At 65.7% G+C, this 24,603-nt stretch carries 19 protein-coding genes; 8 read left to right on the forward strand and 11 right to left on the reverse strand.

Annotated features, from left to right (window positions below):
• Window positions 1-147 precede the first annotated feature (147 nt).
• The 7 genes from HEB94_RS02675 to HEB94_RS02700 all read right to left on the reverse strand — a co-directional run bounded on the left by HEB94_RS02675 (window position 148) and on the right by HEB94_RS02700 (window position 6,505).
• Complete coding sequence (locus HEB94_RS02675) at window positions 148-306, reverse strand: hypothetical protein (protein ID WP_192748477.1); 159 nt, start codon at window positions 304-306, stop codon at window positions 148-150.
• A 541-nt stretch (window positions 307-847) separates the two neighbouring features.
• Entirely contained in the window at window positions 848-1,357 is a 510-nt protein-coding gene (locus HEB94_RS02680) for a DUF6650 family protein (protein WP_192748478.1), read from the reverse strand.
• Window positions 1,333-3,147, reverse strand: a complete 1,815-nt coding sequence (locus HEB94_RS02685; RefSeq protein WP_192748479.1) for an AAA family ATPase — start codon at window positions 3,145-3,147, stop codon at window positions 1,333-1,335. The genes HEB94_RS02680 and HEB94_RS02685 overlap by 25 nt, the downstream gene beginning before the upstream one ends.
• Window positions 3,148-3,149: 2 nt before the next feature.
• Complete coding sequence (locus tag HEB94_RS52155; protein ID WP_273374789.1) at window positions 3,150-3,272, reverse strand: hypothetical protein; 123 nt, start codon at window positions 3,270-3,272, stop codon at window positions 3,150-3,152.
• Window positions 3,273-3,383: 111 nt separating this feature from the next.
• Window positions 3,384-4,568: a glycosyltransferase family 2 protein gene (locus HEB94_RS02690; RefSeq protein ID WP_192748480.1), complete on the reverse strand. Its 1,185-nt coding sequence runs from the start codon at window positions 4,566-4,568 to the stop codon at window positions 3,384-3,386.
• Window positions 4,556-5,647, reverse strand: a complete 1,092-nt coding sequence (locus HEB94_RS02695) for a polysaccharide biosynthesis protein (protein WP_202896074.1) — start codon at window positions 5,645-5,647, stop codon at window positions 4,556-4,558. Before HEB94_RS02695 ends, HEB94_RS02690 begins: the two co-directional genes overlap by 13 nt.
• A gap of 306 nt (window positions 5,648-5,953) precedes the next feature.
• Entirely contained in the window at window positions 5,954-6,505 is a 552-nt protein-coding gene (locus HEB94_RS02700; RefSeq protein WP_192748481.1) for a hypothetical protein, read from the reverse strand.
• Window positions 6,506-6,655: 150 nt separating this feature from the next.
• Between HEB94_RS02700 and HEB94_RS02705 the strand changes: the two genes are divergently transcribed.
• The 7 genes from HEB94_RS02705 to HEB94_RS02735 all read left to right on the forward strand — a co-directional run bounded on the left by HEB94_RS02705 (window position 6,656) and on the right by HEB94_RS02735 (window position 20,842).
• Window positions 6,656-8,563, forward strand: coding sequence for an N-6 DNA methylase (locus HEB94_RS02705; protein WP_192748482.1), 1,908 nt, complete (start codon window positions 6,656-6,658; stop codon window positions 8,561-8,563).
• A 50-nt stretch (window positions 8,564-8,613) separates the two neighbouring features.
• Window positions 8,614-10,590 (forward strand): N-6 DNA methylase, encoded by a 1,977-nt coding sequence (locus HEB94_RS02710; RefSeq protein ID WP_192748483.1) that lies wholly within the window; start codon window positions 8,614-8,616, stop codon window positions 10,588-10,590.
• A 362-nt stretch (window positions 10,591-10,952) separates the two neighbouring features.
• The gene (locus HEB94_RS02715) at window positions 10,953-11,831 is read left to right on the forward strand and encodes a restriction endonuclease subunit S (RefSeq protein WP_192748484.1); all 879 of its coding nucleotides are present in this window, start codon (window positions 10,953-10,955) and stop codon (window positions 11,829-11,831) included.
• Entirely contained in the window at window positions 11,828-14,065 is a 2,238-nt protein-coding gene (locus HEB94_RS02720; RefSeq protein ID WP_192748485.1) for an SNF2-related protein, read from the forward strand. Before HEB94_RS02715 ends, HEB94_RS02720 begins: the two co-directional genes overlap by 4 nt.
• Before the next feature lie 27 nt (window positions 14,066-14,092).
• The gene (locus HEB94_RS02725) at window positions 14,093-17,146 is read left to right on the forward strand and encodes a type I restriction endonuclease subunit R (RefSeq protein ID WP_192748486.1); all 3,054 of its coding nucleotides are present in this window, start codon (window positions 14,093-14,095) and stop codon (window positions 17,144-17,146) included.
• Window positions 17,147-17,152: 6 nt separating this feature from the next.
• Complete coding sequence (locus tag HEB94_RS02730; protein WP_192748487.1) at window positions 17,153-18,637, forward strand: protein kinase domain-containing protein; 1,485 nt, start codon at window positions 17,153-17,155, stop codon at window positions 18,635-18,637.
• Between the two features lie 759 nt (window positions 18,638-19,396).
• Window positions 19,397-20,842 carry a hypothetical protein gene (locus tag HEB94_RS02735; protein WP_192748488.1) on the forward strand — a complete coding sequence of 482 codons (1,446 nt, stop codon included), beginning with the start codon at window positions 19,397-19,399 and terminating at the stop codon, window positions 20,840-20,842.
• A 51-nt stretch (window positions 20,843-20,893) separates the two neighbouring features.
• Here the strand turns inward: HEB94_RS02735 and HEB94_RS02740 are convergent, their stop codons facing one another.
• Both HEB94_RS02740 and HEB94_RS02745 read right to left on the reverse strand, forming a co-directional pair.
• Window positions 20,894-21,370, reverse strand: coding sequence for a hypothetical protein (locus HEB94_RS02740; RefSeq protein WP_202896075.1), 477 nt, complete (start codon window positions 21,368-21,370; stop codon window positions 20,894-20,896).
• The gene (locus HEB94_RS02745; protein ID WP_192748489.1) at window positions 21,367-21,645 is read right to left on the reverse strand and encodes a hypothetical protein; all 279 of its coding nucleotides are present in this window, start codon (window positions 21,643-21,645) and stop codon (window positions 21,367-21,369) included. Before HEB94_RS02745 ends, HEB94_RS02740 begins: the two co-directional genes overlap by 4 nt.
• A gap of 544 nt (window positions 21,646-22,189) precedes the next feature.
• Between HEB94_RS02745 and HEB94_RS02750 the strand changes: the two genes are divergently transcribed.
• Complete coding sequence (locus HEB94_RS02750) at window positions 22,190-22,363, forward strand: hypothetical protein (protein WP_192748490.1); 174 nt, start codon at window positions 22,190-22,192, stop codon at window positions 22,361-22,363.
• Between the two features lie 1,463 nt (window positions 22,364-23,826).
• Here the strand turns inward: HEB94_RS02750 and HEB94_RS02755 are convergent.
• Together HEB94_RS02755 and HEB94_RS02760 are read right to left on the reverse strand one after the other, a co-directional pair.
• Window positions 23,827-24,216 (reverse strand): hypothetical protein, encoded by a 390-nt coding sequence (locus HEB94_RS02755; protein WP_192748491.1) that lies wholly within the window; start codon window positions 24,214-24,216, stop codon window positions 23,827-23,829.
• A complete protein-coding gene (locus HEB94_RS02760) occupies window positions 24,216-24,395 on the reverse strand; it encodes a hypothetical protein (protein WP_192748492.1) in 180 nt (59 codons plus the stop codon). The genes HEB94_RS02755 and HEB94_RS02760 overlap by 1 nt, the downstream gene beginning before the upstream one ends.
• Between the last annotated feature and the right edge of the window lie 208 nt (window positions 24,396-24,603).

The following is a 24,603-nucleotide window of genomic DNA, read 5'->3' on the forward strand; positions in this document are numbered from 1 at the left end:
TACGGGAGATGCTGTATCGGCCCACACCGATCTCGGTCTCCCAGAACTACGACTCGAACGGTCAGTCCTTGGCGTAGACGCGACGAGTATCGACGCCCTCGGCTTCCAGCCGCTGGAAGACGAAGTTCTTCACGAGGTCCGCGGCGGTCAGCGGTGTGCCGCGGGCGTTGAGGTCTCGAAGATCTCCTGGCAGTACTCCTGGGCCCGGAGGTCGATGACCACCAGCTGCAGGCCCCTGGTCAGCCCAGTACCAATGCGGTGGCACGGGCGACGTAGCTCGGATCGCTCGTGTCTTCGCCGAGCCATGCTCCGACCATCACCACGAAGAACCTGTGACCTCAAGGCCGGCTTCTTCCAACACTGTGCCAGCGGTCTCCATCAACAGCTGCAGCGTTGTGCGCCGCTGCGGACCATCGATCACGTTTGCGGGCAGTAAGGATCCCCGTCTGGTACTCCTTGGCGCTGTACCATCACAGCGCCAAGGAAGCGCGTGGCGGAGGAGTACAGCTTGTTCAGCCGCAGCCCGACAGCATCAGCGCCGCGCCCGCACGCGCCCGTTACCTCCAAATCGGAGGGCGTTGTCGACCTTGGCGAGCACTCCCGATCCACGCCGAGCTGCGCCGGTCCGGCAGACGGCATGGCAGGAAGTGGTGAACCGGTTGATGCGGGAAGCCGACCGGGTCGGCCGGACGCCGAAGTGGTGGAAGAAGACCACGGTCGCTGACCCGGGCGCGGCTGTCCGGGGGATGTGATCCGCTGGGACTTTCACCGTCGACGCCTCAGCTCAACAACCGCTGGTGCGGCGACAACGCGGGTCCCGTGGTCCCCGGCCTTCCTTCCCACGCTTTCAATCAAAGCCCGGAATCCACAAAAGGTCATCGTTGTCCTCTACAGGTGGCGGAGGGAGAATCTTCGCCAGATCGTCCTCGATCTCGATCTTGTATTGGATCACTAGGGCCGCGATATAAAAGCCCATCTGTGAGCGCAGGTCGCCCAAAGCAAGGCCAAAGACGTCTCCTGACGGGCCCCAAGATCCGCGATGCATGAAGTTGCAAGCATTTGGCCCAGCGACTTCAACGAACTTCCGGCATGCCGCCCGCATCGCCTTGAGCACGCCGCGAAGATCGTTACCCATTTCGTCATCCGTGAGGCGGGTGGTCAGATACTGGCGGATCTCCAGGGCGGATTCGACGCAGTGCATCTCGTCTTCGGCGTGGCGGTCACCGAACAACAATCGTCGATCTTCAAGAACTCTAATTACGCTATTTGCGACTGCCTTGTCTGTCCGCTTCTTCTGCCACGAAGCGCCAAATAGCGGGAAGCTGATACCTGTCAGCTCGTAGGGGATTCGTCCCATGGCGTCACAATAGCCCACTGGCGCGGGTGTAAGGCCGTGCGCCAGACATTCGGCAGCGGAGCGCCGGTTGGCCCAGCCATAGAGGTCGAGGACCGACTCGTAGCCGGTCTCGTGCGCAGGACAGGTGAAGTCGGGGGCCGCGGATCTGCTCCACGACACCGGTGATCGCGACCTTGAACAGCAACAGCACGCACTGCTCCGCATCGGGGTCCTGTCGCGACGGCTTGGGATTGCCAGGAGCAGCGGCTATGGGGCCAATGGGCCGGGTGCCCGAACGCTAGCCGACTGTGGTCTGACAGGCATCGACAACTTGACGGTGCTTCCGCATGCGGCCACAATCCGCCGTCAACCACGCCACCGGGCGGCAGAAGTAGGGCGGGCGCCGTTCGAACCTCGGCGACTGCGGCGGCCTGGCCGGGCTCCCACTCGTCGCGATAGACCGCGCCGTGCTCGAGCGCCCGGTCACACCACTCCTTGAGCACGGATTCCGCCCGCAGCGCCGTGACCGCCGTCGACACCTCCTCGTACGTCGTGGCCAGGTGGTCGGCGAGCGCTGTGTCGCCCTGCGGGCGCCGCGACCACCGCTCGAGGGCAGCCTGCGCAGCCGGCAGGCTGGCGAGCGTGAAAGGTCCCTGGTAGCGCGGGGTCGGCACCCCGTGGGCCAGCTCCTCGGCTGCTGATCGGACCGTGCTCAAGCGCTGGACTCGGTCCCGGTGCTCCCGAAGGTCCTCGGTGGCCAGTTCGGCCTCCACCCGGGTATGCCAGGCCGCGTCGAGGTCGCCGACACCGCAGACGGGGCATCGAGCGTCGCCGTGGGCTTGGTGGATCTCCAGCGCCTGCCGGAGGAGGGACGCACGTCGTTCTGCGAGCTGGCTCGACGTCTCCCCCGCCGTCGCCGCCTGGGCCCCCGCCTCACGCAGGGTCCGCACCACCTCGGTGACCTCCGTCGGGGAGGGGATCGCCAGCTGGGTCAGTGCCCTCAGCGCCTCCAGGTCGCCGTTCGCCGGTGCGTCGGTGCCCACCGCGATCGCCTGGAGCACCTCAAGGTCCGGTCGATGTTTCCGCAGCTGGGTGTGGGCTTGTCGCGCTCGCTCGTCGTCGTGCTCGGCGAATACACGTTTGAGCTGGCTCGCCTCGTCCCGGTGCGGCTTCGATGGCGACAGATTCTTCACCGCGGTTGTGAGCCGCTTCTGGGCGTCGGTGACGCGCTCGAGGCCGAGAATGACCGCGAGAGCGTCGTGGAGTTCACTGTGCCGGGCCTCCAGCAGGCCACCCAGCTCTTCGTAGGAGAGGATCGGTCGGTACAGCTCGAGCGCCCGGTCCCAGCCGAGGCTGGAGACGCCGGTCTCGCGCTGGTGCCCTCTGCGCTGCACCCAGGTGGTTCGTTCGTCCAGGCCGGCGTCCTTCGTCCAGTCCACTCCGACGGTGGTCTGGCCGACGCCCTCTTCGGCGAGCTCGACGCGGATCGAGCATGGATCCCCGTCGTGCACGTTGCGCCAGTGCTCGAGCGACAACACGGCCGACGCCCCGTTTCCGCTCCAGCGGTAGCTGGCGCCGGTCAGGGCGAGCTCGAATGCTTCGGCGAAGCTGGACTTGCCCGACCCGTTGCGTCCCGCCACGACCGTCAGGCCCGGGCCCGGCGTCAGCGACAGCGACGCCTCCGGACCTACGCCGCGGAAGCCCTTCACCTGGATCGACTTCACAAAGGCGCCGACCGGCTTCACGTCGGACTTCCCGTCCTGAGCCGCGAGCGGCTGTGGCCGACTCGGGTAGCTGCCTCCCAGCGCCAAGCTCAGCGCCTCGTCGCGGCCAGGACGACCAGTTCCGCTTCCTCGGTCAGACTCGGGTCCGCCGCCGCCAGGTCGAGCACGACGTTCAGGAGATCCTCGTCGTTCAGTTCCCTCTCAACACCCATTGATCCCAACCCCCCACAGGTTCAGAAGTGATGAATCAGCCGTACGGCGCCGTGCCTGGCGCTCGACGGTCGTCGTGTGGGGGGCCACCTCCCGATCGGTCCCCACGACCTTCAGATGTAGTTGCGCACCCACGCGTACGGCGGCTCGGGTTCTGCCAGAGGCGCGGGGGGCGTGTAGTCCCGGTTCGGTTTGATGATGCCGAGGTTGCGGTCCTTCCAGGCCATCCAGAAGTACCAAGCCACCCCGAGCGGGGTCATCAGCATCGAGCTGAACAGCATGTACAGCGGCATCAGAAGTAGCAGTGCGCTGCGGTGCTGCCAGTGCAGGAACATCACCAGCCCCACGTACAGCGCGAGGGCCACGACGAGCCCGACTTTGTCGAAACCCTCGAACTCCAGCCACCGCAATGGGAACATCGCGATCGTCACCAGGCCGCCGTAGATCCACAGCAGCGGATGCCGGACGACGTATCGGAAGTTCACGATGAACAGCCGGAACTCACCGCCCGCCCAGGCCAGCCGTTGCCGATACCAAGCTCGAAAGGACGAAGGCACCACTGTTGGTACCTCGAAGGGGATGTGGCCGATGCGGTAGCCCCGGAGCCGGGCGATCAGGCCCGCCTCGACGTCGTTGCCCTGGAAGAACAGCGAGTGTCGGTTCATCACGTCCGTCAGCACCTTCGTCCGTGCGACGTGGCAGGCTCCGGAGACCATCCATGGGGCGAGGAACCGGAGTTGCATCGCCATCCGGTACTCGAATCCCTGCAGCCTCGCCAGGATCGAGTCCGTGTTCTGCGGTACCAGCCGAACCGACGCCAGGTCGTAGCCGCGCCGGTGCAGTTCGCCCACGAGTCGCTCCAGCGGCAGCGTCGTGGTGGTGTCCGCATCGACCGGTACCACGTACGTCGCCCGCACCAGCGGAAGCGCGTCCCGGATCAGCCGGTCCCGGACGGTGCCCGAGGTTGCCCGCTTGTTCGCGTTACCCCCGCGGCCGAACCGTGCCACGAACAACCGGAACCCGTGCCGAGCCGTGATCGCGTACAGCTCGTCGTAGAACTGCGTCGTCTCGCCGGCCGTGGTGCACAGCAACACCTTCGACCCGTATCTCGACAGGTACTCGATGTTTTCGAGGTACTTCACGCTTCCGTAGATCGGGACCAGGATCTCGAAGTCCGCGTTCTCCAGGACGCCGAACTGGTAGGACTTGTCCCGCGCCCGAACGCCCGCTACCGCGTCGACGGCGACCGCCACCAGCGGCACCATCACCGCCGCCATGAGGAAGATCAGCCAGCCCATCGTGTCGCCCCCATGAACGCTTCCTCAGCGCCGTCCGCGATCAGCGCCTCCAGACGCAGCCGCAGTTCCTTCGGAGACACACCGGCCTGCACGTCCGCGTAGATGTCGCGGATCGCGTGAGGTGGCAGGGCACCTGCCGCGTCGGCATCGACTCGGCTGATCCGCGGGTGCACCGTCTCCATGCGAATCTCGGACGGGTCGAACAGCTCCTCGTGGAGTTTCTCGCCTGCCCGCAGGCCGGTGAACTCGATCTCCGGATAGGTCGCGCCGGCCAGCGTCACGTACCTGTCGATCAGGTCGAGGATTCGGATGCTGGGCCCCATGTCCAGCACGTAGGTCTCACCGGCACGCGCCAGCACCGAAGCCTCGATGACGAGTCCGGCGGCCTCCGGGATCGTCATGAAGTACCTGGAGACGTCCGGGTGGGTCACCTTCACCGTTCGTCCGGAGGCGATCTGCCAGGCCAGCGTGGGGAAGAAGGAGCCCCGGCTGCCCAGGACGTTCCCGAACCGTACCGACGCGATGCCCGTGTCGTGGCCCGCCGCGGATGCCGCCACGAGCTCCGCCAGACGCTTGGTCATGCCGAGCACCGAGGTGGGCCGGGCCGCCTTGTCGGTGGAGATGTTGATGAACCGCCGAACGCCATGCGTGAGACAGGCACGCACGATGGTCTCCGTACCGAAAACGTTGGTCTGCACGCCCGCCGCCGGAGACCTCTCCAACAGCGGCAGATGCTTGTACGCGGCGGCGTGGTAAACAATGTCCGGCTTGACCTCGGCGAAGACCCGGTCGATGCCCTGCCAGTCACGGACGTCGGACAGGACGAACCTCGCGTCATCCAACAGCCCGGTGCCACTCACATCGAGCTGAAGGTTGTAGAGCGCGAACTCGTCGTGGTCGAGGAAGTAGACCTCGCCGGCGTCGAGCCGGAGGAGCTGCCGGACGAGTTCGCTTCCGATGGAGCCACCGGCGCCGGTCACCAGAACAACCTGGTCCTTGATGAGCTGCCGCGCTTCGAGACCGTAGATCGGTTCGATCTCCCGGTTCAGCAAGGCGGCAGCCTGTGCGGATGTGATCACTTTCTGAACGTCCTCTCGAGAACGCTTCGGTTCCGCGCCCGGATCCCCTTTGGGTCCTGCGCTCGAGACACAACTCACCCGCGCCAGGCCGCGCCGAGTGGCGGGCCGCGTGGGCGAAAAGATTCAGAGGTGCGCCGGCTCACCAGGTAGGAAGGGCAGGTCGAGGCACCGATTCATCGGGACAGGCGCGTCCGCCACGCGTTGCGTTCACGGCATGGCGACGACGACCTGCCGTCTCTGGGTGAGCGTGGGGGCCGCCCCCTCCGTCGGCCCCCACGTCCCCCCCACCCCGCGTCCGCACCCCCTCTAGCGGACGCGAGTCCACTCCCCGCACCGGGCGCTGCTGAACGCCTCATCGGACGACCTGATCGTCACCAGTGCGGGGCCTGAGGCGTTGTCGTTGGCGAGGATGTCGTCGAAGTCCCCCGACGTCCCCGACAACCGCTCCCAGTAGCAGTCACCCGACTCGTTGGCGGCCCGATAGGTGCCGGCCTTGATGTCGGAGCCGACAAGGAACACGCCGTCTCCCGGAATCGACCCGGACGGACCTGCCGGCTTCGCGGTGACCGTCACCGTCGGGCCCGGCACCTTCACCTCGACCGTCTCGGCCGGCAGCGGTTCCGCGGCGGCTGTCACGGTGACTGTCGGCGCGGGCTCCGCCGCCGTTGTCGCGGTCGCGGCGTCCTCCCCCGACGCCGCGCCCATACCGATTCCGAGGAACAGTGCGAGCGGAACGGCGGCGACGTAGGGCCAACGCCGTTTCTGCTTCGACTCCGGCTTCGCCGCGGTGGGATCACCGGGGTGCTGCGGTCCTCGCCACGTCGGACCGGGCTGTGCCTGCCGACCCTGCTCATTCATGTTGCTCATAAGACGTGCCCCCCAAGGCATTCGTGTGTTGTGTCTCCCACGCTCAGCGTGTACGACGTAAGTAGACATTGCAATGGACAGACATGTCAACACACAATCCTGATCCTGCTAGCCTGTCCACAACATCGAGGAGAGGCGCCTATGTCCGAAGACGTGTTGGTGACAGCGGCCGAGGTGGCACGACTGGCTGGCGTGGGCCGCGCAGCCGTCAGCAACTGGCGACGCCGGTACCCCGACTTCCCCCAACCCGTCGAGGGCTCGGCGGCCAGCCCGAAGTTCGTCCTCGCCGAGGTCGACAGGTGGCTTCGAGAGACAGGCAAACTGCGGGAGCTCAGCCCACGCGAGGCACTCTGGCGCGCTCTCGACGCCGGGCGAGGAGAGGGCGAGCTCCTCGAGCTACTGGCCGATGTGGCCCTTCACCTCGCCGACACGCGAGCCAAGGTGCGGCTGCCCGCGAACGTGAAGGCCGCCCTCGACGAGCTCTCCGACGAGTCACCGTCCGACCTCGTGGAGGACCTCTGTGAGGAGATCTTCGGACTACAGCAGCGGCAACATTTGGCGACTCCGGCCCCACTCGCCGACCTCATGGCGAGCCTTGCGGAGCGCGCGACGACGGTCTTCGACCCGGCGTGCGGACCGGGCGGACTCCTGCGCGCGTCCGCCGAACACGGCGCGACCTCGCTGCTCGGGCAGGACCTGCACCCGTCGCTGGCCAAGTTGGCACAGGCGCGGACCAGTCTGTACGCCGAGGCGCAGGTGGCTGCCGGCGACTCGCTGCGCGCGGACGCGTTCCCAGACCTCCGCGCCGACGCCGTCCTGTGCGCCCCGCCGTTCGCCGTCCGCGACTGGGGGCACGAGGAACTCGGCTTCGACCGGCGCTGGGAGTACGGGCTGCCGCCGAAGGTCGAGTCAGAACTGGCGTGGCTCCAACACTGCCTCGCCCACGTACGCCCCGGCGGCCCGGTCATCCTGCTACTGACAGCGGGCGTGGCATCTCGTCGGCCCGGACGCGGGATTCGCCAGGCGCTGCTCCGACGAGGCGCGCTGCGGGCGGTGATCGCGTTGCCGGCCGGGGTGCTGATGTCGACCGGCGTCGCCGTTCACCTGTGGGTCCTCCGCGCGCCCGACTCCGCCGGCGCCGAGCCGCTACTCCTGGTCGATGCCAGCCGTCACCAGCCCGAACGCCGCGGCCAGGTCGACTGGGAATCCGTCAGTGCCTCCGTGCTGGAGCCGTGGCGAGAGTTCGTGGAGAACGGCTCGGTCGCCGAGATCCCGGGGCGGCAGCGGGTGGTGGAGCCCATCGAGCTGCTGGACGAGGATGTCGACCTCACACCCGCGCGCCACCTGCCGGTACCGACTCCGCAGCTTGACGTGGACACGCTGACCCGAGCACGCGAGGAGATGGTGTCCCTCCTCGGCTCGCTCGCCGGTCTCCTGCCCGACGTTCAGACCGCTGACCAGGGCGTACGCAGCACCACGACGGTCAACGACCTCGCCCGCGCGGGCGCGCTGTCCCTCTTCCAAACGCCCGGCAGGGTGGAGATGGACGAGAACGTCGACGGCCCGCTCGTCCTGACCGGCCGGGACGTGATCACCGGGGCGCCCGCCTCCCAGCGGCTCGCCGAGGATCCCCGGCACGAGCTCGTCGAGCTGCGACCGGGTGACATCGTCGTTCCGCTGCTGGCCGCCGGCGACGGACGGTTCCGACCGCAGGTCATCTCCGAGGAAGGCCTACTGCTCGGCCCGAACCTGCAGCTCATCAGGGTCGACGGCGAGCGCTTGGACGTGGAGTTCCTCGCTGGTCAACTTGGCGCGGCGCCGACCAGCCGGGCTACGTCGAGCACCGTGTCCGGGGTTCACCGGCTGGATGTCCGTCGCGTCGAGGTCCCCGTGGTCGACCTGGAGACCCAGCGCCAGCTGGGCGAGCTCTTCCGCCGGATCCGCGCCTTCCGGGACGGCCTCCAAGGCGCCGCCTCACACGGCACCGAACTCGCGGACCAGCTCGTCGACGGACTCGCCACCGGCACGCTCACCACACCAAAGCCGTAACGCCGCGCCGTCCGCGGTGCCATGATCGGTACGACCCACGAAGGAGAAGAGTGAGTACCACCCACACGAATCTGGCCGCGTTCATCTGGTCCGTCGCGGACCTGCTCCGCGGTGACTACAAGCAGTCAGAGTACGGCAAGGTCATCCTGCCATTCACCGTCCTGCGACGCCTCGACTGCGTGCTGGAGCCGACCAAGGACGCAGTACTCGCCCGCAAGGCCGAGCTCGCCGACAAAGGCATCCAGAACATGGACCGGCGGCTCAAGACAGCCGCCAAGGTCGACTTCTACAACACGTCGAAGCTCACCTTCAGGTCGGCCGTGCGCGACCAGGACAACGTCGCCCGGAACCTCCGCTCCTACATCGGCGACTTCTCCTCGAACGTCGAGGACGTCTTCCAGGCGTTCGATTTCTACGCTCAGCTGGCCAGGCTCGACGGCTCCGGCCTCACCTACCAGGTGGCGGCGAAGTTCGCCGAGGTCGACCTGAGCCCGGCCAAGGTCAGCAACCACGACATGGGCTACGCGTTCGAGGAGCTAATCCGGAGGTTCTCCGAAATCTCGAACGAGACCGCGGGTGAGCACTTCACTCCGCGTGAGGTCATCAAGCTGATGGTCAACTTGCTTCTCGCGCCTGACGAGGCGGAGCTCACCACTCCGGGCGTGGTGCGGAGTGTCCTCGACCCGGCCTGTGGCACCGGCGGGATGCTCACCGCCGCCGAGGAGTTCATCCTCGAGCACAACCCACACGCCCGGGTATTCCCCTACGGCCAGGAGCTCAACGGCGAGTCGTACGCCATCTGCAAGTCAGACATGATGATCAAGGGCGAGAACTCCGCGAACATCAAGCTCGGCAACTCCTTCAGCCACGACCAGCACTACGGCGAGAGGTTCGACTACCTGCTCGCGAACCCACCGTTCGGTGTGGAGTGGAAGAAGGTCAAGGACGACATCGAGAACGAAGCGACAATCGGCTTCGCCGGTCGCTTCGGTGCGGGGCTGCCACGGATCAACGACGGCTCCCTGCTCTTCCTTCAGCACATGATCCATCACATGAAGACTCCGGAGAACGGTGGCTCGCGGCTGGCCATCGTCTTCAACGGGTCACCGCTGTTCACCGGTGCCGCCGAGTCCGGTGAGTCGAAGATCCGGCAGTGGATCCTGGAGAACGATTGGCTAGAGGCGATCGTCGCCCTGCCTGACCAGCTCTTCTACAACACGGGCATCTCCACGTACTTCTGGATCCTGTCCAACCGCAAGGACGCCGCCCACAAGGGCAAGGTCATCCTGCTCGACGCGCGCGAGCACTGGGCGAAAATGCGGAAGTCGCTCGGCGACAAGCGCAAGTACGTCCCCGACGAGGAGATCGCCGCGCTCACCCAGCTGTACAGTGAGGCACTCACCGCCGCCGAGGACGAGCCGCACCCGCTGCACGAGAAGGTGAAGATCTTCTCTCCACGCGACTTTGGCTATCGCCGGATCACAGTCGAGCGACCCCTTAAGCTGCGATTCGAGGTGACGGAGGAGGCATTGGCGGAGCTTGAGGTCGCGAAACCGCTGGCCAAGTACTCCGAGCGGGACAAGCTCCTCGACCTGCTGCGCGGCCTCGTTGAGAGGCCCGCTTCCTTCCGGAAGGTGGAGTTCGCCAGGACGCTGAAGGAGATGCTAATACCGCTTGGCAAGCTTTCCCCCGCCGTGGACAAGGCGGTGTGGTCTGCCGTGTCGGTGTCCGACCCGGAAGGCGAACTCCAGACCGACCGTTCCGGCGACCCACTGCCCGACCCAGACCTGCGTGACAACGAGAACGTGCCGCTCGGTGAGGACATCGACGACTACATGCAGCGTGAGGTGCTCCTGCACGTTCCCGACGCCTGGGTAGACCACTCCAAGACGAAGGTCGGCTACGAGATTCCCTTCACCCGCCACTTCTATAAGTACATCCCCCCGCGGCCCCTGCAAGAGATCGACGCCGAACTCAAGGATCTCGAAGCCCAGATCCAAGGACTCCTGAGCGAGGTGACACGGTGAACCTCGAGGGATCTGTCCGAGCGTTGGGAAATCCAGCACGTTGGCAACTCACCGCACTCGGGTCGTTTCTATCGCAGAGTAAGCGCACGAGTAATGGCGCTCTCCCCATACTCGGAGTGGATCTTCGTCAGGGAGTCCGTAAGCGGTCAGACGGTGACGGTCGCCCCGCGCCTAGCGAGGACCTCAGCAATTACAAGTTGGTTCGGATGGGCGACGTAGTGATGAACCGACTTGGGAAGCCTCATGGATCGGTAGGGGTATCAGACTTCGAAGGCATCACTAGCCCAGCCTACTGGGTCTTGCACGTGAATAACGAAGTGGCACATCCCCGCTTTGTGCACTTCCTATTGAGGTCAGCCCACATGATTGCTGAATACAACCGACTCGGCAAGCACATGCCACCGAATCAGTTCGATCTCTCCTGGGAGAATTTCCGCAGCATTGTGGTTCCTATGCCATCGATTGTTGATCAGTGGCGCATCGCCAACTTCCTCGACGCCGAAACCTCCCGCCTTGACCAGCTATCCCGGCTGAGGCTTACACAGTTGCCGCTACTTACAGAGCGCGGCCAACGGGAGAAGTTGTCACAAATTGAAGGCTACGAACCCACGTGGCTAGAATTACGCAGGGCTGGCGCCCGGGTAACCACCGGACCGTTCGGGACCGCGTTATCAGCCGCAGAGTACGTTCACGGCGCCGTCCCGGTCATTAACCCCACGCACATCAAAGATTCTCGTATCAATCCATCCTTGAGCGAGACGGTTCCACCGGAAGTCGCAATCAGACTGCGCCGCCATATGCTACGCGCGGGCGACATGGTCGTCGGGCGAAAGGGAGATATAGGGAGATCGGCCTTGGTCAACTCCGATCAAGACGGGTGGATCTGCGGCAGCGATTCAATCGCAATTCATTTCGACCAGTCTCGGCTATCCCCTGCATACATAGCACATGTACTCTCGATTGATTCAGTACGGGAGCAACTCCTCGCACGGTCGGTCACTGCGACAATGCCTAGCCTCAGCGAGGGAAATCTTCTATCGCTACGCATTCCATACCTCGATATGCAGCTCCAGAGGAAGCTGGTGGGTAAGTTTGACACTGACGGAGAACATGTGACGTCCTTATCAGTTTCGATGAGCCGGCAGGCTGACGTTCTTACTGAACGGCGGCAGGCACTGATTACGGCGGCGGTGACGGGGCAGCTTGACGTGACGACGGCGCGCTCAGGAGTCCGGGTGTGAGCACGCCGGACGCCTCAGCGCGCTCAGCGGCGAGGGGGAGGGTCGGCCGAGCCGCTCAGGAGGTCATCAACAAGGCCCAACTGTTCGCGGAGCGCGCCTCGTGGTTGCTCTCCGCCCCCACGATCCTGCGCGACAGCGCCCGCGAACAGGTCCGGATCCTCACCGTCGAGGCCCTTCAAGCACGGCTGCGCACGCTGCCGGTGTCGGAGCTTCGCGGTCTGGTCGGCAGGGGCGCCCGGCTCGGCAATCTGGAGCGCGCGGGTTTCCGGACCGTCGCGGACGTGCACAACGCGCGCGCCGACCGACTGGGCACGGTTCCTGGGGTCGGCCCCACGACTGCGCAGCAGGTCAGCGACGCCGCCGACAAGCTGGCGTTCCGGGTGAGCAAGGACACGAGGTTCCGGTTCGAGCCGGATCGCCGTACGCCAGAGCAGACCCAGCTGCTTGGCACACTCGCGGCGATCCGGTACGCCGACTCGGCCGTCTCGTCCCTGCGGGAGCCGATGGAGTTCCTCAGTCAGCGGGTCACGCCCCTGATCGCGGAGGCGAATCCGGCCACCAGCAAGTGGGCCATGCTCTGGTCGAGGCGGGCCAAGAAAGACGCGGCCCTGTCGGCCCTCGGCAAGCTCGACGGCGTTCTCGCTGACCCCAAACTGGCCTCCCTGTCGCACACGCTCGACGGAGCCGAGAGAGCGCTCGACTCGGGGTCGTACTCGCCGGACCAGCTGTGGCAGGACTACGTCTCCGACGCGGCCTCGTTCAACGCACTGTTGTCCACCCTCGGCGGTGCCGGCGAGACCGACGACGTGGAGGCGGCGCAGGGATTCATCGGCCCGGAGCTTCACCAGAAGATCACCGCCGTCCCGCTCGACACGAGTCTGCTGCGGGCCACGCTGCGCGGATACCAGGTGTTCGGCGCGCAGTACGCCGTCCACCAGGAGCGCTCGATCCTTGGCGACGAGATGGGGCTGGGCAAGACCGTGCAGGCCCTCGCGGTGTTCGCTCACCTGGCCGCTAAGGGACAGCAACGGTTCCTTGTGGTGTGCCCGGCCAGCGTGCAGATCAACTGGCTGAAGGAGATCGAGCGTCACAGCCAACTCAAGGCCTACAGCCTGCACGGCCGCGACCGCGAGGCCACAGGCCGGCGTTGGCTCCAACGTGGCGGTGTCGCGGTGACGACGTTCAGTACGCTGGGCAGCCTGAAGTGCCTCGACGAGGCTGAGATCGCGATGCTCGTCGTCGACGAGGCCCACTACGTGAAGAACCGCGAGACCAAGCGGGCCGAACACGTCCGTACGGTGAACGGGCGCGCGCAGCGGACCCTCTTCCTCACCGGAACTCCGATGGAGAACCGCGTTGAGGAGTTCCGCAACCTGGTCAGCTACCTGCAACCGCGTCTCGCTTCCCGGATCGATGCCGGCGACACCGTCGCGAGTGCCAAGGCGTTCCGCCGGGCGGTGGCACCGGTGTACTTGCGCCGGAACCAGGAGGACGTGCTCACGGAGCTGCCTGACAAGATCGAAGTCGAGGACTGGGTGCAGCTCACGTCCGCTGACTCCGCTGCCTACCGACAAGCCGTCGTCGACCGCAACCTGATGCGGATGCGGCAGGCCGCCTTCACGTCACACGACTCGGCGAAGTTGGAGCGCCTCGCCGAGATTGTCGAGGAGGCGCTGGACGATGGTCTCAAGGTGATCGTCTTCTCCTACTTCCTGGGAGTGCTGGACATCATCAACCGTCGGCTCGGGTCAGTCGTGGTTGGCCAGATCACCGGATCCGTCACCGCCGCCGCCCGCCAGCAGCTTGTCGACACGTTCACCCAATCCGAGCGGCCGGCCGTACTTCTCAGTCAGATCGACGCCGGCGGGACCGGCCTCAACATCCAGGCAGCGTCCGTCGTGGTCATCGCCGAACCTCAGTGGAAGCCCAGCACCGAGGAACAGGCGATCGCCCGCGCGTTCCGGATGGGGCAGATCCGCACGGTCCAGGTGCACAGGCTGCTGGCGAAGGGGAGCGTCGACGACCGGGTACTCGAGGTCCAGCACGAGAAGCGGCTGCTGTTCGACGAGTACGCCCGCAAGAGCGATGCCAAGGACGCCGACAGCCGCTCCGTTGACCCCTCCGAGCATCGCCCGGACTTCCTGGATGACAAGGCGGTCCCGTTGGAGCGCCGGATCATCCTGGCTGAGCAACATCGGCTGGGCATCGTGCCCGGTCGCGAACCTGTGGCATAACTGACGTACGCATGATGAGGGGGATCGATGACCGCGCACGTTGAGGCACGGTTGGAAGACGCGATCGAGGGGACGCTGCTCACGTCCGGTTGGCATGCCGGCCAGCGGGACAGCTACGACAGGGTGCTCGGCCTCGATCTGGACCAGTTGTGGACGTTCATCGGCGCCACCCAGAACGACGAGTGGGAGCGGCTCCGTTCCTTCTACGGCGGCGACGTCGACGAGGCACAACGCCAGTTCACCGGGCACCTCGCCAGGCAGATCGACGAGCGCGGCGCCATGGACGTCCTCCGGCACGGTGTGAAGGACCGCGGCGTGCTGATCCGGCTGGCGTTCTTCCGGCCGGCGCACACCCTCGCCGACGACGCGCTGGTGCAGTACGAGCAGAACCGGCTGTCCGTGACCCGGCAACTCGCCTACTCGGCGAAGGACCCGGGCAAGGAACTCGACCTCGCGCTGTTCGTCAACGGGATACCGGTTGCCACCGCGGAGCTGAAGAACCAGTTCACCGGCCAGACAGTGGAGCACGCCAAGAAGCAGTACCGGCAGGACCGCGACCCTTCCGAGCTGATCTTCGCCCGTCGCACGCTGGTCCACTTCGCCGTCGACCCCGAACTGGTCTTCCTCACCACCCGGCTCGCGGGCTCGCAGACGATGTTCCTGCCGTTCAACACAGGATCGACAGGTCCCGGCAACAGCGGTGGGGCCGGCAACCCACCCGCGCTCCCCGGCCGTTACCGCACGTCCTACCTGTGGGAGGAGGTGTGGCGGCCGGAGGCCTGGCTGGACATGCTCCGCAGGTTCGTCCACCTTGAAAAGTCCGACAAGGAGACCGGACGCGCGAAGGCGTCGCCGCACAGCCTCAGGCTGATCTTCCCCCGCTACCACCAGTGGCACGCCGTCCGGGAACTTGTCGCCCACGCAGCGCACCACGGCTCCGGTCACAACTACCTGGTGCAGCACTCCGCAGGCTCCGGCAAGTCCAACACCATCGCCTGGCTAGCGCACCGGCTCTCCAACCTGCACGGCGACGACAACGAACCGGTCTTCGACAAGGTGCTCGTCATCACCGACCGCGACGTCCTCGACCGGCAACTCCAGGACACCATCTACCAGTTCGAGCACGAGGCCGGAGTCGTCCGAAAGATCGGCAAGGCTGGTGAGGGCGCGAAGTCCGAGCAGGTCAGCGAGGCCCTCTCCGGTGAGACGGCGAAGGTCCTCATCGTCACGCTGCAGACCTTCCCCTACGTCCTGGACAAGGTCAGCGACCTGCGCGGCAAGCGGTTCGCCATCATCGTCGACGAGGCACACTCCTCGCAGTCCGGCGAGACCGCAGCCGCCCTCAAGCGTGTCCTCACCAAGCTCGGCAGTGACGACATCGACGAGGACGCCGACCCGCTTACTGCCTCCGCCCTTGCCCGCGGCCGACACGAGACACTGTCATACTTCGCGTTTACTGCCACACCAAAGCCCAAGACGATCGAACTCTTCGGCACCCTCCGCGACGGCGAGCTGCGCCCCTTCCACACCTACTCGATGCGCCAGGCCATCGAGGAAGGCTTCATCCTCGACGTACTCCGCAACTACGTCACCTACAAGACGTACTGGCGACTGGCCAACGGCAACCCCGACGACCGCGAGGTCGACGAACGCAAGGCCAGCGCCGCGCTCGCGCGGTTCGCCACCCTGAGCCCCGCCAGCATGCAGCAGCGCGCCGAACTCATCATCGAACACTTCGCCAAGCACACCCGCCCACGCCTCGGCGGTCGCGCCAAAGCGATGGTCGTCTGCCGCTCCCGCGAGCACGCGGTCAAGCTCTACCGCGCCATCCGAGCCTACGTCGCCGACCTCGGGTACGAGGGGTGCGGGACCGTGGTCGCCTTCTCCGGCAAGCTGGCCGTGGACGGGCTCGAGACGGACACCGTGACCGAGTCCGGCCTGAACGGGATCAGCGAGTCGGCGTTGCCTCGGGCTTTCGCCTACACCAGCGCCGACGACCCGCACGCCGCGTCCCGCGACCAGGCCGAGTACAGGATCCTCGTCGCGGCGGACAAGTTCCAGACCGGTTTTGATCAGCCCCTGCTGACCACGATGTACGTTGACAAGCCACTCATGGGCGTCGCCGCCGTCCAGACGCTCTCCCGGCTGAACCGGACCCACCCCCGCAAGGAGCAGGACGACCTGTTCGTCCTCGACCTCGCCAACGAGGCGGAGGACATCCAGAAGGCGTTCCGGCCCTATTACGAGGCGACCATCACCGCGCCGACCGACCCGAACCTCATCTACACGGCCCAGCGGACCGTGATGGAGCACCAGCTGCTAGTCGAGTCGGAGATGCAGGCGTTCGCCGACGAGTACATGCGCGCGCAGGACCGCAAGCACGGGACAGCGTGGGACAAGGCGCACGCCGAGCTGTATCGACTGACCGATCCGGCCCGCGACCGGTTCGCCCAGCTCCTCGAGGACGACCGCGACGCCGCCGAACAGTTCCGGGCCGACCTGCGCGACTACATCCGCAAGTACGGCTTCCTGGCCCAGATCTGCGGCTTCACCGACCCCGAGCTCGAACGTCTCTACATCTACGGCAAGCTGCTCGTACAGCGGCTGCCCCGCCGGGAGGATCCGGCCGTCGACCTGGGCAAGGTGGACCTCACTCACCTGCGGATCAGCAAGACCGGCGAGCACGACGTCAGCCTCGACCCCGAGGGCGAGCAGATGCTGCCCGGCTTCACCGGCGGCGGGGCTGGCAAGCAGCACGAGCCGGAGAAGAAGTCGCTATCGGAGTTGATCGAGGACCTCAACCAACGGTTCGGCACCAACCTCAACGAACACGACAGCCTCAGGAGGGCTGCCGACGACGCGATGAACAGCCAGCCCATGATGAAGGCCGTCGCCATGAACAACGACCTTGAGAACTTCGGGCACGTGTTCGACGACGTCTTCGAGGACAAGATGGTCGAACGGATCGAGGAAGACACCAAGGTCTTCCAGAAGTTCAATGACGACCCAGAGTTCAACTCTGCCCTGAAGAGCATCGCGCGGCGATACGCCTATGAGTCGCTGCGCAAGGACGTAGCCTGATCGCTCGTGGAACGCCGAACGCTCGCGGAGCGCTACGAGCTCAGCTCACCCATCGGACGGGGCGGCATGGGGGAAGTGTGGTCAGGCTACGACATCCGGCTCGACCGGCCGGTGGCGGTGAAGCTACTCCACCCGAACTCCGTACCGTCAGGGGCTGAACCTGAGACGTTGGCGAAACGGTTCGCCCGGGAGGCCCGACTGACCGCGCGGGTCGAGCACCCGGGCGTCCCCGCCATCTTCGACGCCGGCGTCGACGGCGAGCAGCTGTACCTGGTGATGCAGCTGGTCCCGGGCATCGATCTGATCAACCTCCTCGCCCAGCACCAACCACTTCCGGTCGAATGGGGCGTCGCCGTCGCCGCCCAGATCGCCTCGGTCCTGTCCGTCGCACACGCGGCTTCACTGGTGCACCGAGACCTGAAGCCGAGCAACGTCATGGTCCGGCCCGACGGAACCGTCGTCGTCCTCGACTTCGGCGTAGCTGCCCTGCTGGCCCCCGATGTCACCCAACTGACGGGGCCGGGTGAGACGATCGGCAGTCCGGCGTACATGTCGCCGGAGCAGGTGATCGGTGGCGTACCGAGCCCCCGTAGCGACCTGTACTCGCTGGGCTGCATGCTGTACGAGCTGCTGACGGACGCTCGGCCCTTCTCAGCCGACGCCACCTTCCTGATCATGCGGCAGCATGTCGACGAGCCAGCTCCACAGGTGCGGTCGGTACGGCCTGAAGTACCGGTCGACCTGGAGCGACTCGTGCTGGACCTCATGGCCAAGGAGCCCGAGGACCGGCCCGTCGACGCCCAGGAGGTCCACGAGCGACTCCTTCCCTTCCTTCCAGGGGTGGGCAGCGGAGGCCTGACGAGCATGTCGGATCCGACCAGGCCGTACCGGTACCCACTCGCCCCCCGCCGCCGCCGTACTGCCCCGCGGTCGGTGGAGGCAGCAGCCACCGCACCGGTCGACTTCGCGGTGGTTCGGGACGAGGCGGCCGACCTCGCGATGGCCGGTCGCTTCACTCAGGCGGCGGACCTCCTGACGGGGCTACTGGGGGGCGGCAGTCGCGGCCGATCGCGCCCCGAGGTACGTGGAGCCCGCCTCCAACTGGCCAACACACTCCTCCTCGGCGGGGACTACGCCCGCGCGCTTGCGGAGTACGAGCGTTTGGTCAGTGAGATCGGACCTGAGCGAGCCTTGGACGACGTGGACGTGCTCGACTGGAAGATCCAGATCGCCACCTGTCATGCGGCCCTGGGGAACGCGCAGGATGCGCTCCAGTACCTCGAGCCGGTGCTGGAGACGAAGCGGCGCCAGCTGGGCCACACCGACGATGAGGTGGTCGAGCTTCGCCGCCAGGTCGCCATGCTCCACGCCTCAGCCGGCGACACCGCCCGGGCTCGCGAGGAAGTACGCGCCCTCCTAGCCGACCTCGACCCCTCCCACCCCGCCTCATCGGAGTTGGGGCAGGTCCTGATCAAGCTCAAGCAGGACTGAGAACCTCGCCCCTCATATCGCTGGTGTTCGCCCGAGCAGACCCGCACCCTCGCATGGCTCAGCGACCGGGCGCCGCGACGGGTCTGATCGACTCGAGGTAGGTAGGGAGATGCTCACTGACCGGCCGCCCGACCCGGCGAAGACGGGACCAGATGAGGTTGACGTCGTGCTGGCCCAGGCTCACCAACGGGCGCCGAAGCCAAATCGACCACACGTCCTTTCGCGGGAACGCATCCAGCTTCGGCACCAGAGGAGCGACTTCCACCCCCGTTCGGTAGGGCGCAAGCACACCAATGTCAAGCTTGCAACCTCGGGTGAATCGTCGACCCACCAGTTCGAGAGGCGGGTCAAGCGGCTCGACGCGAGTGCTCACCACAGCGCGCCCGATCACGCGGGTCCGGTCGCGTACTGGGTTGTGGAAGCAGCCTCGCGTGGTCAGGAGGAAGAGCTCATCGCCCACCGCCAGCCGGTCAACTTCATGGCGCCGAGTGGCCGGGAATGCCATCCGCCCCTCCCGCAGTACCCAAGCCAGGGCCTCCCGCTCCCCGAGGACGAGAAGGTACGACATGCTCATGTCTCAAGGCTAGCCGCCACATCCTGGCGCAGGTCTCCACCACGGACGATGTCTCCTCATCCAGGTTGACACCGACCTGGATCGACTCGCCATGGAGCTGCGCCGTACACACTCGAGCGCTCAGAACCCAGCCAACAGACTCAGTTTTCGATATCGCGCATCACTGACTGCGATATCGTCGCTACATGGTCTACGTCCTCACCCTCAACTCTTTCGAGTTCAACGAGATCCGAGCGAAGCTGTCGCTCGATCAAGTATTCACTCGGACCGTGCCAGCGGAATTGAGACCGCCTGCGCGCTCGCCCCAACTGGCCGTGGTGTTCGTAGCGGAAGAGTCAGACCCGCTTCGATCCGCTCCATCCTCACGTTATGGTTCGCTGCACTTGGATTGGCTCGGCGCGGTAATGCGGCCCCACGGAGAGAAGGTTGCCTCGCTCGGATACCGCATCAAGGTAGATCATATTCGACCTAATCCCGCCCCTATCCCACTTCGAAAGATACTCGACTCCTTGAATGCAGGTGTCGCAGAGCAGCTCGACATGGCTATTCATGCCCAAACACGCGCGCTCGAGCCAGATATCGGGGAGTTACTTCTAGACACAATTTGCAAACTGCAACCGCCCACGAAGGAGCTCGTAACCTGGCTTCGGGCCGTTGTAGAAACGGATCAACTTCAGAGCGGGAGGCCGGAGGATGACCTTTGGCGGGAGGAACGCGACGCACTTCGGACGGCGCTCCGCATCGGCGGATTTCCGCTGGATTCGCTAAGTGCCTGGCGCCGACCTGACGACTCAAGTGCGCCATACCTTTCAGGTCTCATCGCGGAACCTAACGAGCAAAGCATAATCGAACATGACGCGCACATACTGGACAACTGGGCGAACCGAACTCCCGGAGGGCGATGCGATATCCATGTCATCACCGACGGTGAACGTAGACTCGAGATTGCAAACGTAAATGCGACGAAGGTCGAGGCACGCCTCGGCACCGACCTTATCTACTACCACGAGAACACTCAGAGTTTCACACTAGTCCAGTATAAGCGGCTCGATCGAGGAACCAAGTCGATACGCGTTAACCCACGTCTTCGTAATCAGATGAAACGCCTAGGCAGAGTTAGCGAGTTAAGCCGCGACGCGCTGAAACCAGATGAATGGCGTATCGGCAAAGATTGTTGTTTTCTTAAGCTCGCTTTGTGGGAGGACGACGACGAAGCTCATGACACCGGAATGACAAAGGGCATGTACATCCCGCTCTCATACGCAGAACTGCTCATAGACGATGAGACGCGGCGTGGCCCCCAGGGGGGAGACATCCTTGGATATGAAAACGTCGACCGATATCTAATCAACACTCAATTCATTGAGCTTCTCAAGGATGGCCTTGTGGGGACCGTCGGCACATCTGCCGAGACCTTGCGAAACTTGGTTACGGCACGGGCACGCGAGCATAATGGCCTGGTTGTCGCGGCTGAGAGAGGCTCCGAGACTGCGGCAGAGCGTCGAAAGCGAAACCGATCGCGGGGTAGCAAGGCGAAAGCTGCACAAGTGAAAGCAACGGGTCGCCCCAAGGAGCAACGGACCCCGGCAGCTTCCACGAGTGGTAGCCAAGATGCACTGTTTCCTATCTGACAAAACGCGCACGCATCGCTACCTGACTCTCTTATGCCGAGCGGACGCGTCTCAGTCGCGTGTGGCGCCGTCTGGCCAGATCACGGTGACGTCCACGCCCAGATCTCCGGCCAGCGCGACGACCTCGGCGGTTCCGCCGTACCCGCGGGCGGGCTTGCCGTCCCACACCGCGACCAGGTGGTCGGCGTCCTTGAGCAGGGAGCGGCTGGCGTCCATGTGGGCCTGCTCGTCGGACTCGATGTGGTCCAGTCGCCGCACCGACTCTGCTGCGCCGAGCAATTCGTCGTATGCCGCGTGACACTCCACCGGCAGACCTTCCCGGTACTTCGCTGCAGGGACGACGAACTCAAGTTGCCCTCCAGCGTCGAGCACCGCCCGCGCGGAGATCTGGTCAGCTCCATCGGCCAGGCAGCTCGGCCCGACGAGATCGGCGCCCGTCCAGCGAGCGAGCTTCGCCCGGATGGCCTCGTCGACCAGGCGTTCGGTCTCGGCGGGCAGTCCGCGGTGTCCGGTGATCGCGACTCTCACGCATCCTCCAGATAGCTATTGTGCAGACGGTCATCGAGTTCGCAGGTGAACCGGGCAGGAACCGAGCCGAGTCCAGCGCGGAAGTCGCGCACCGCCTGGCGCGCTCGCTCCGATCCGATCGCCCGGCCCGCGTCATACGCGTCGACAGCGACGCGGCACGCCTGCTCCACGTCGTCGGCGGCTACGAGCGCGCGGGCGTGCTCGACCGCTGCTGCGGCCGCCTGCTTCGGAGTCCGCGTCGTGCCCGCCGAGCGCTCGTACGCCGCAACCGCCATGCCCGCCATCCGCAGTCGCGACGCGGCGACCGTGCGGTGAACTGCGATCTTGTCGGTTCGAAGCGGAACACCCACGGCCAGACCGGTTCCTCGTCCTGGGCAGTATCAGCATGCCGCTCCGCTTGGTCCAGTAGCCCGAGAGCAGAGCGGTCGCCGAGGTAACTCAACACGACGCCCTCGAGGGCACAAAGCCAGGCCCATGCGATACGCGGCGCTGACCGAGGAAGACGGCCAGCGGCCTCAGGGATCAGCCGCAGCCCCTGGGCCGGGTCACCAGCCGTGGTCGCGTACTGCCCAAGGCTGCCCTGCATGTAGATCGGCAACAGCGGGTGACCGGCACGGGCAGCGGCCGAGACCGACATCCGGTAGAACCGGCGAGCCTGTTCGGGTTCGGCCAGGTCGGCGTGCAGCCAACCCGCCAAACCTGCGATCTCGCTGATCGCGCCGAGGAGACGTACCTGTTGCCCGTCCACACTCCGTCTCGCAGTTGGTGCGCCAGGTTGAGGTGGGAGGTCACCGCGCCGACCAGCATCCGCGTGGGGGTGTGCTGCTCCAGCCGCCGGTACGCGAGCGTAATGAGCATCAACAGCTCTTCGTCGCCGATCTGGCTTCGAGCAGCCAACGTCGGCGCACCCGCCACCGCGAGCGCGCCACTCAGAAACTGCCTGCGATCCGTCTGATCCTCCCCATGCTGATCGTCGGCGAGACCGGCGAGTGAACGTGGGATACCCAGCCCATCACACAGGGCCCGCACGGTGGCGATGCTGGGGTCACGGCTCTGTCCACGCGCGAGTCGGAGACCTGCGCCTGGGAGATGCCGGCTCGGTGAGCGATCTCGGTCTGCGTCACGCCGAGATCCAGGACGGCCCTGAGCGTCGTTGCCCAGTCGCGAGCGAGAGAGCGCGACTCACGTTAGGGCGCGGACGCGCATCTCAATCAGCAGTCAAGGCGTCCCAGGAGGAGCCGGGCGGCCAATCCATCGGAGCCATCAAGAGCGATCAAGGCCCACACCCAGCCCTCCCGGGCCAACCAAGAACTTACGGATCCGGGCTAAGCGGCACCGGATGAACGATCCCCAGGTCGTCGCGCAGCCACGGCCCGATCTCCTGCCGGGTGGCATGTTGGGCAGCGGAACGGACGGTGGTCGTCATCAGCCTCGCGCATCCGGGTTGCCTCGTCGCACTGGCCGCACCAAGGGGGACGTTCTGGCCGTAGTGCGGGTGGGCTGGGTAGGTCGGCGAGACGTGCGGACAGGACGGCGTATGGGCTGCGAACTCCCTCGGGGCTCTCTCGCAGGTGGGCAGCGAGAGACTCGGCGGTCCAGCCGGCGCCGAGCGCGGCGCAGATTTCGGGCTCCAGGCGTCTGAGGGCCCGCCGACCGATCCGCCATCGCGGCCCCAGCGCCTCGACGACGACCGCGGCTTGGGCACGGCTGTCGTCGGACGAACCTCTGTCTCCGCCGGGTTCGTGTGATCTGGTCGAACCTCCTCCCCCACCTTCGTCGGTCGACGCAGCGTGAGGAGGGGAGGGGGAGGAGGTAGGACATGGTCTGGTAAGGGTTGACCGAACTGCCTGCGAAGTTCGTTCACTGTTCGCCCGAACATTGACTGAACGCAACGCTCTGACCTGCGCCGATGCCGATTTGGGCATCGGGGTGCTGATGTCGTCGCCCGTGTCGTAGGCGGCGCCTCGATCTAGGTCCGTTTCGTGGACGGGTTCGGATCGCTCCTTTGGTATGGCGTTGTTCGGGTGAACTTCGCCCCGAATCGCAGGGCGGGCACCGGCCGAACGTCGATTCCTGGCGCGGAGTCTGCGCATGCGTTCACGCGCGGCTGCGCGATCATCCTCAACCTCCTGACGGGTGGCCTGGGCGCCTTCCCCTTCAACGAATCTGTATCCGTCACTGGTCGGCTCCCAGAGCCCGACGTTGACGAGCTTGCGGGCGGTCGCGGCACTGCCTCCGAGCGCGGTCACCATGTGCTTGGGAATGACGCCATCGTTGCGGTTCTGCGCGCACCACGACCCAGCACGCACCCACAGGCCGATCGCGGCGTTTCCCGCGGCCACGGTCTTGTCGTTGAAGGCGAAGGTGTCGCACACCTTGAACCACGGCATTCAGGTTCTCCTATCCGATTCTGAAATCTGCTCGCAGCGCAGCGAGGGAGGCCACCAGGGAGGGATTCAAACGGCCACCGTCTGCTGGGCGAGCTGCACGAACGTCACAGCGACCGCGCCGGGAGCGTCGGGGAGGGCCTCACGCCAGTGGTAGATGATCCAGGGCTGCCAGGAACACCGGCAGTCTGTGCCTGGCATGGCTGGGTCGGACGCGTCGCAGCTGGGTGCGTGGACGTCGAACGTGACCCAGGCATGCTCGGGTGCGGCGGCGATGGTCAAGCCGGGCCGCCACCAGGGCTGCATCCGGATCCGCCGGTCGATCTCGTCCGCGTCCACGTGGCCGATCAGCATTTCGATGCCGTCGCCGTACACGTCCTCGACGACGTTCTCGTAATACGGGTGCTCAGGGCTGGGCGAGCCGAAAAGATCCTCGACGGTCAGGGGTTCGGAAGCCATCAGGCATCGGCCTTGTTACGGCGGACCTGGAGCTCCTGCTGAAGCCGGACGCACTCCCACCCCGCCAACCGGTGCTCGACATGTCGGCGCATGTCCGCGGCGACGACAGCGAGCAACAGGACGCCGAGTAGCTGCGGGACCAGGAGGGCGTAGATGGCCCCCGTAGCGATCGCGGCCACGCCGAGGCAAACCTGGCCCCATAGTTGGGTTCGCGCGGGAGCCTCGACGCTCTGGGTGGCTCGGATCGAGCTGGAGTCGCGGCGAGAGGTCGGAATGGGGTTCACTGGTGAACGCCTCCTTGCTACGGGGTTTGGCCTGGGGCCGCGGGTCTGCTTGGCGGTAGGTGCCACGCCCCCAGGCGCGTATCGGGTGAGTTGGACGTAGGTC

It is taken from the genome of Actinopolymorpha pittospori (assembly GCF_014873875.1).
Taxonomy (GTDB): Bacteria; Actinomycetota; Actinomycetes; order Propionibacteriales; family Actinopolymorphaceae; genus Actinopolymorpha; species Actinopolymorpha pittospori.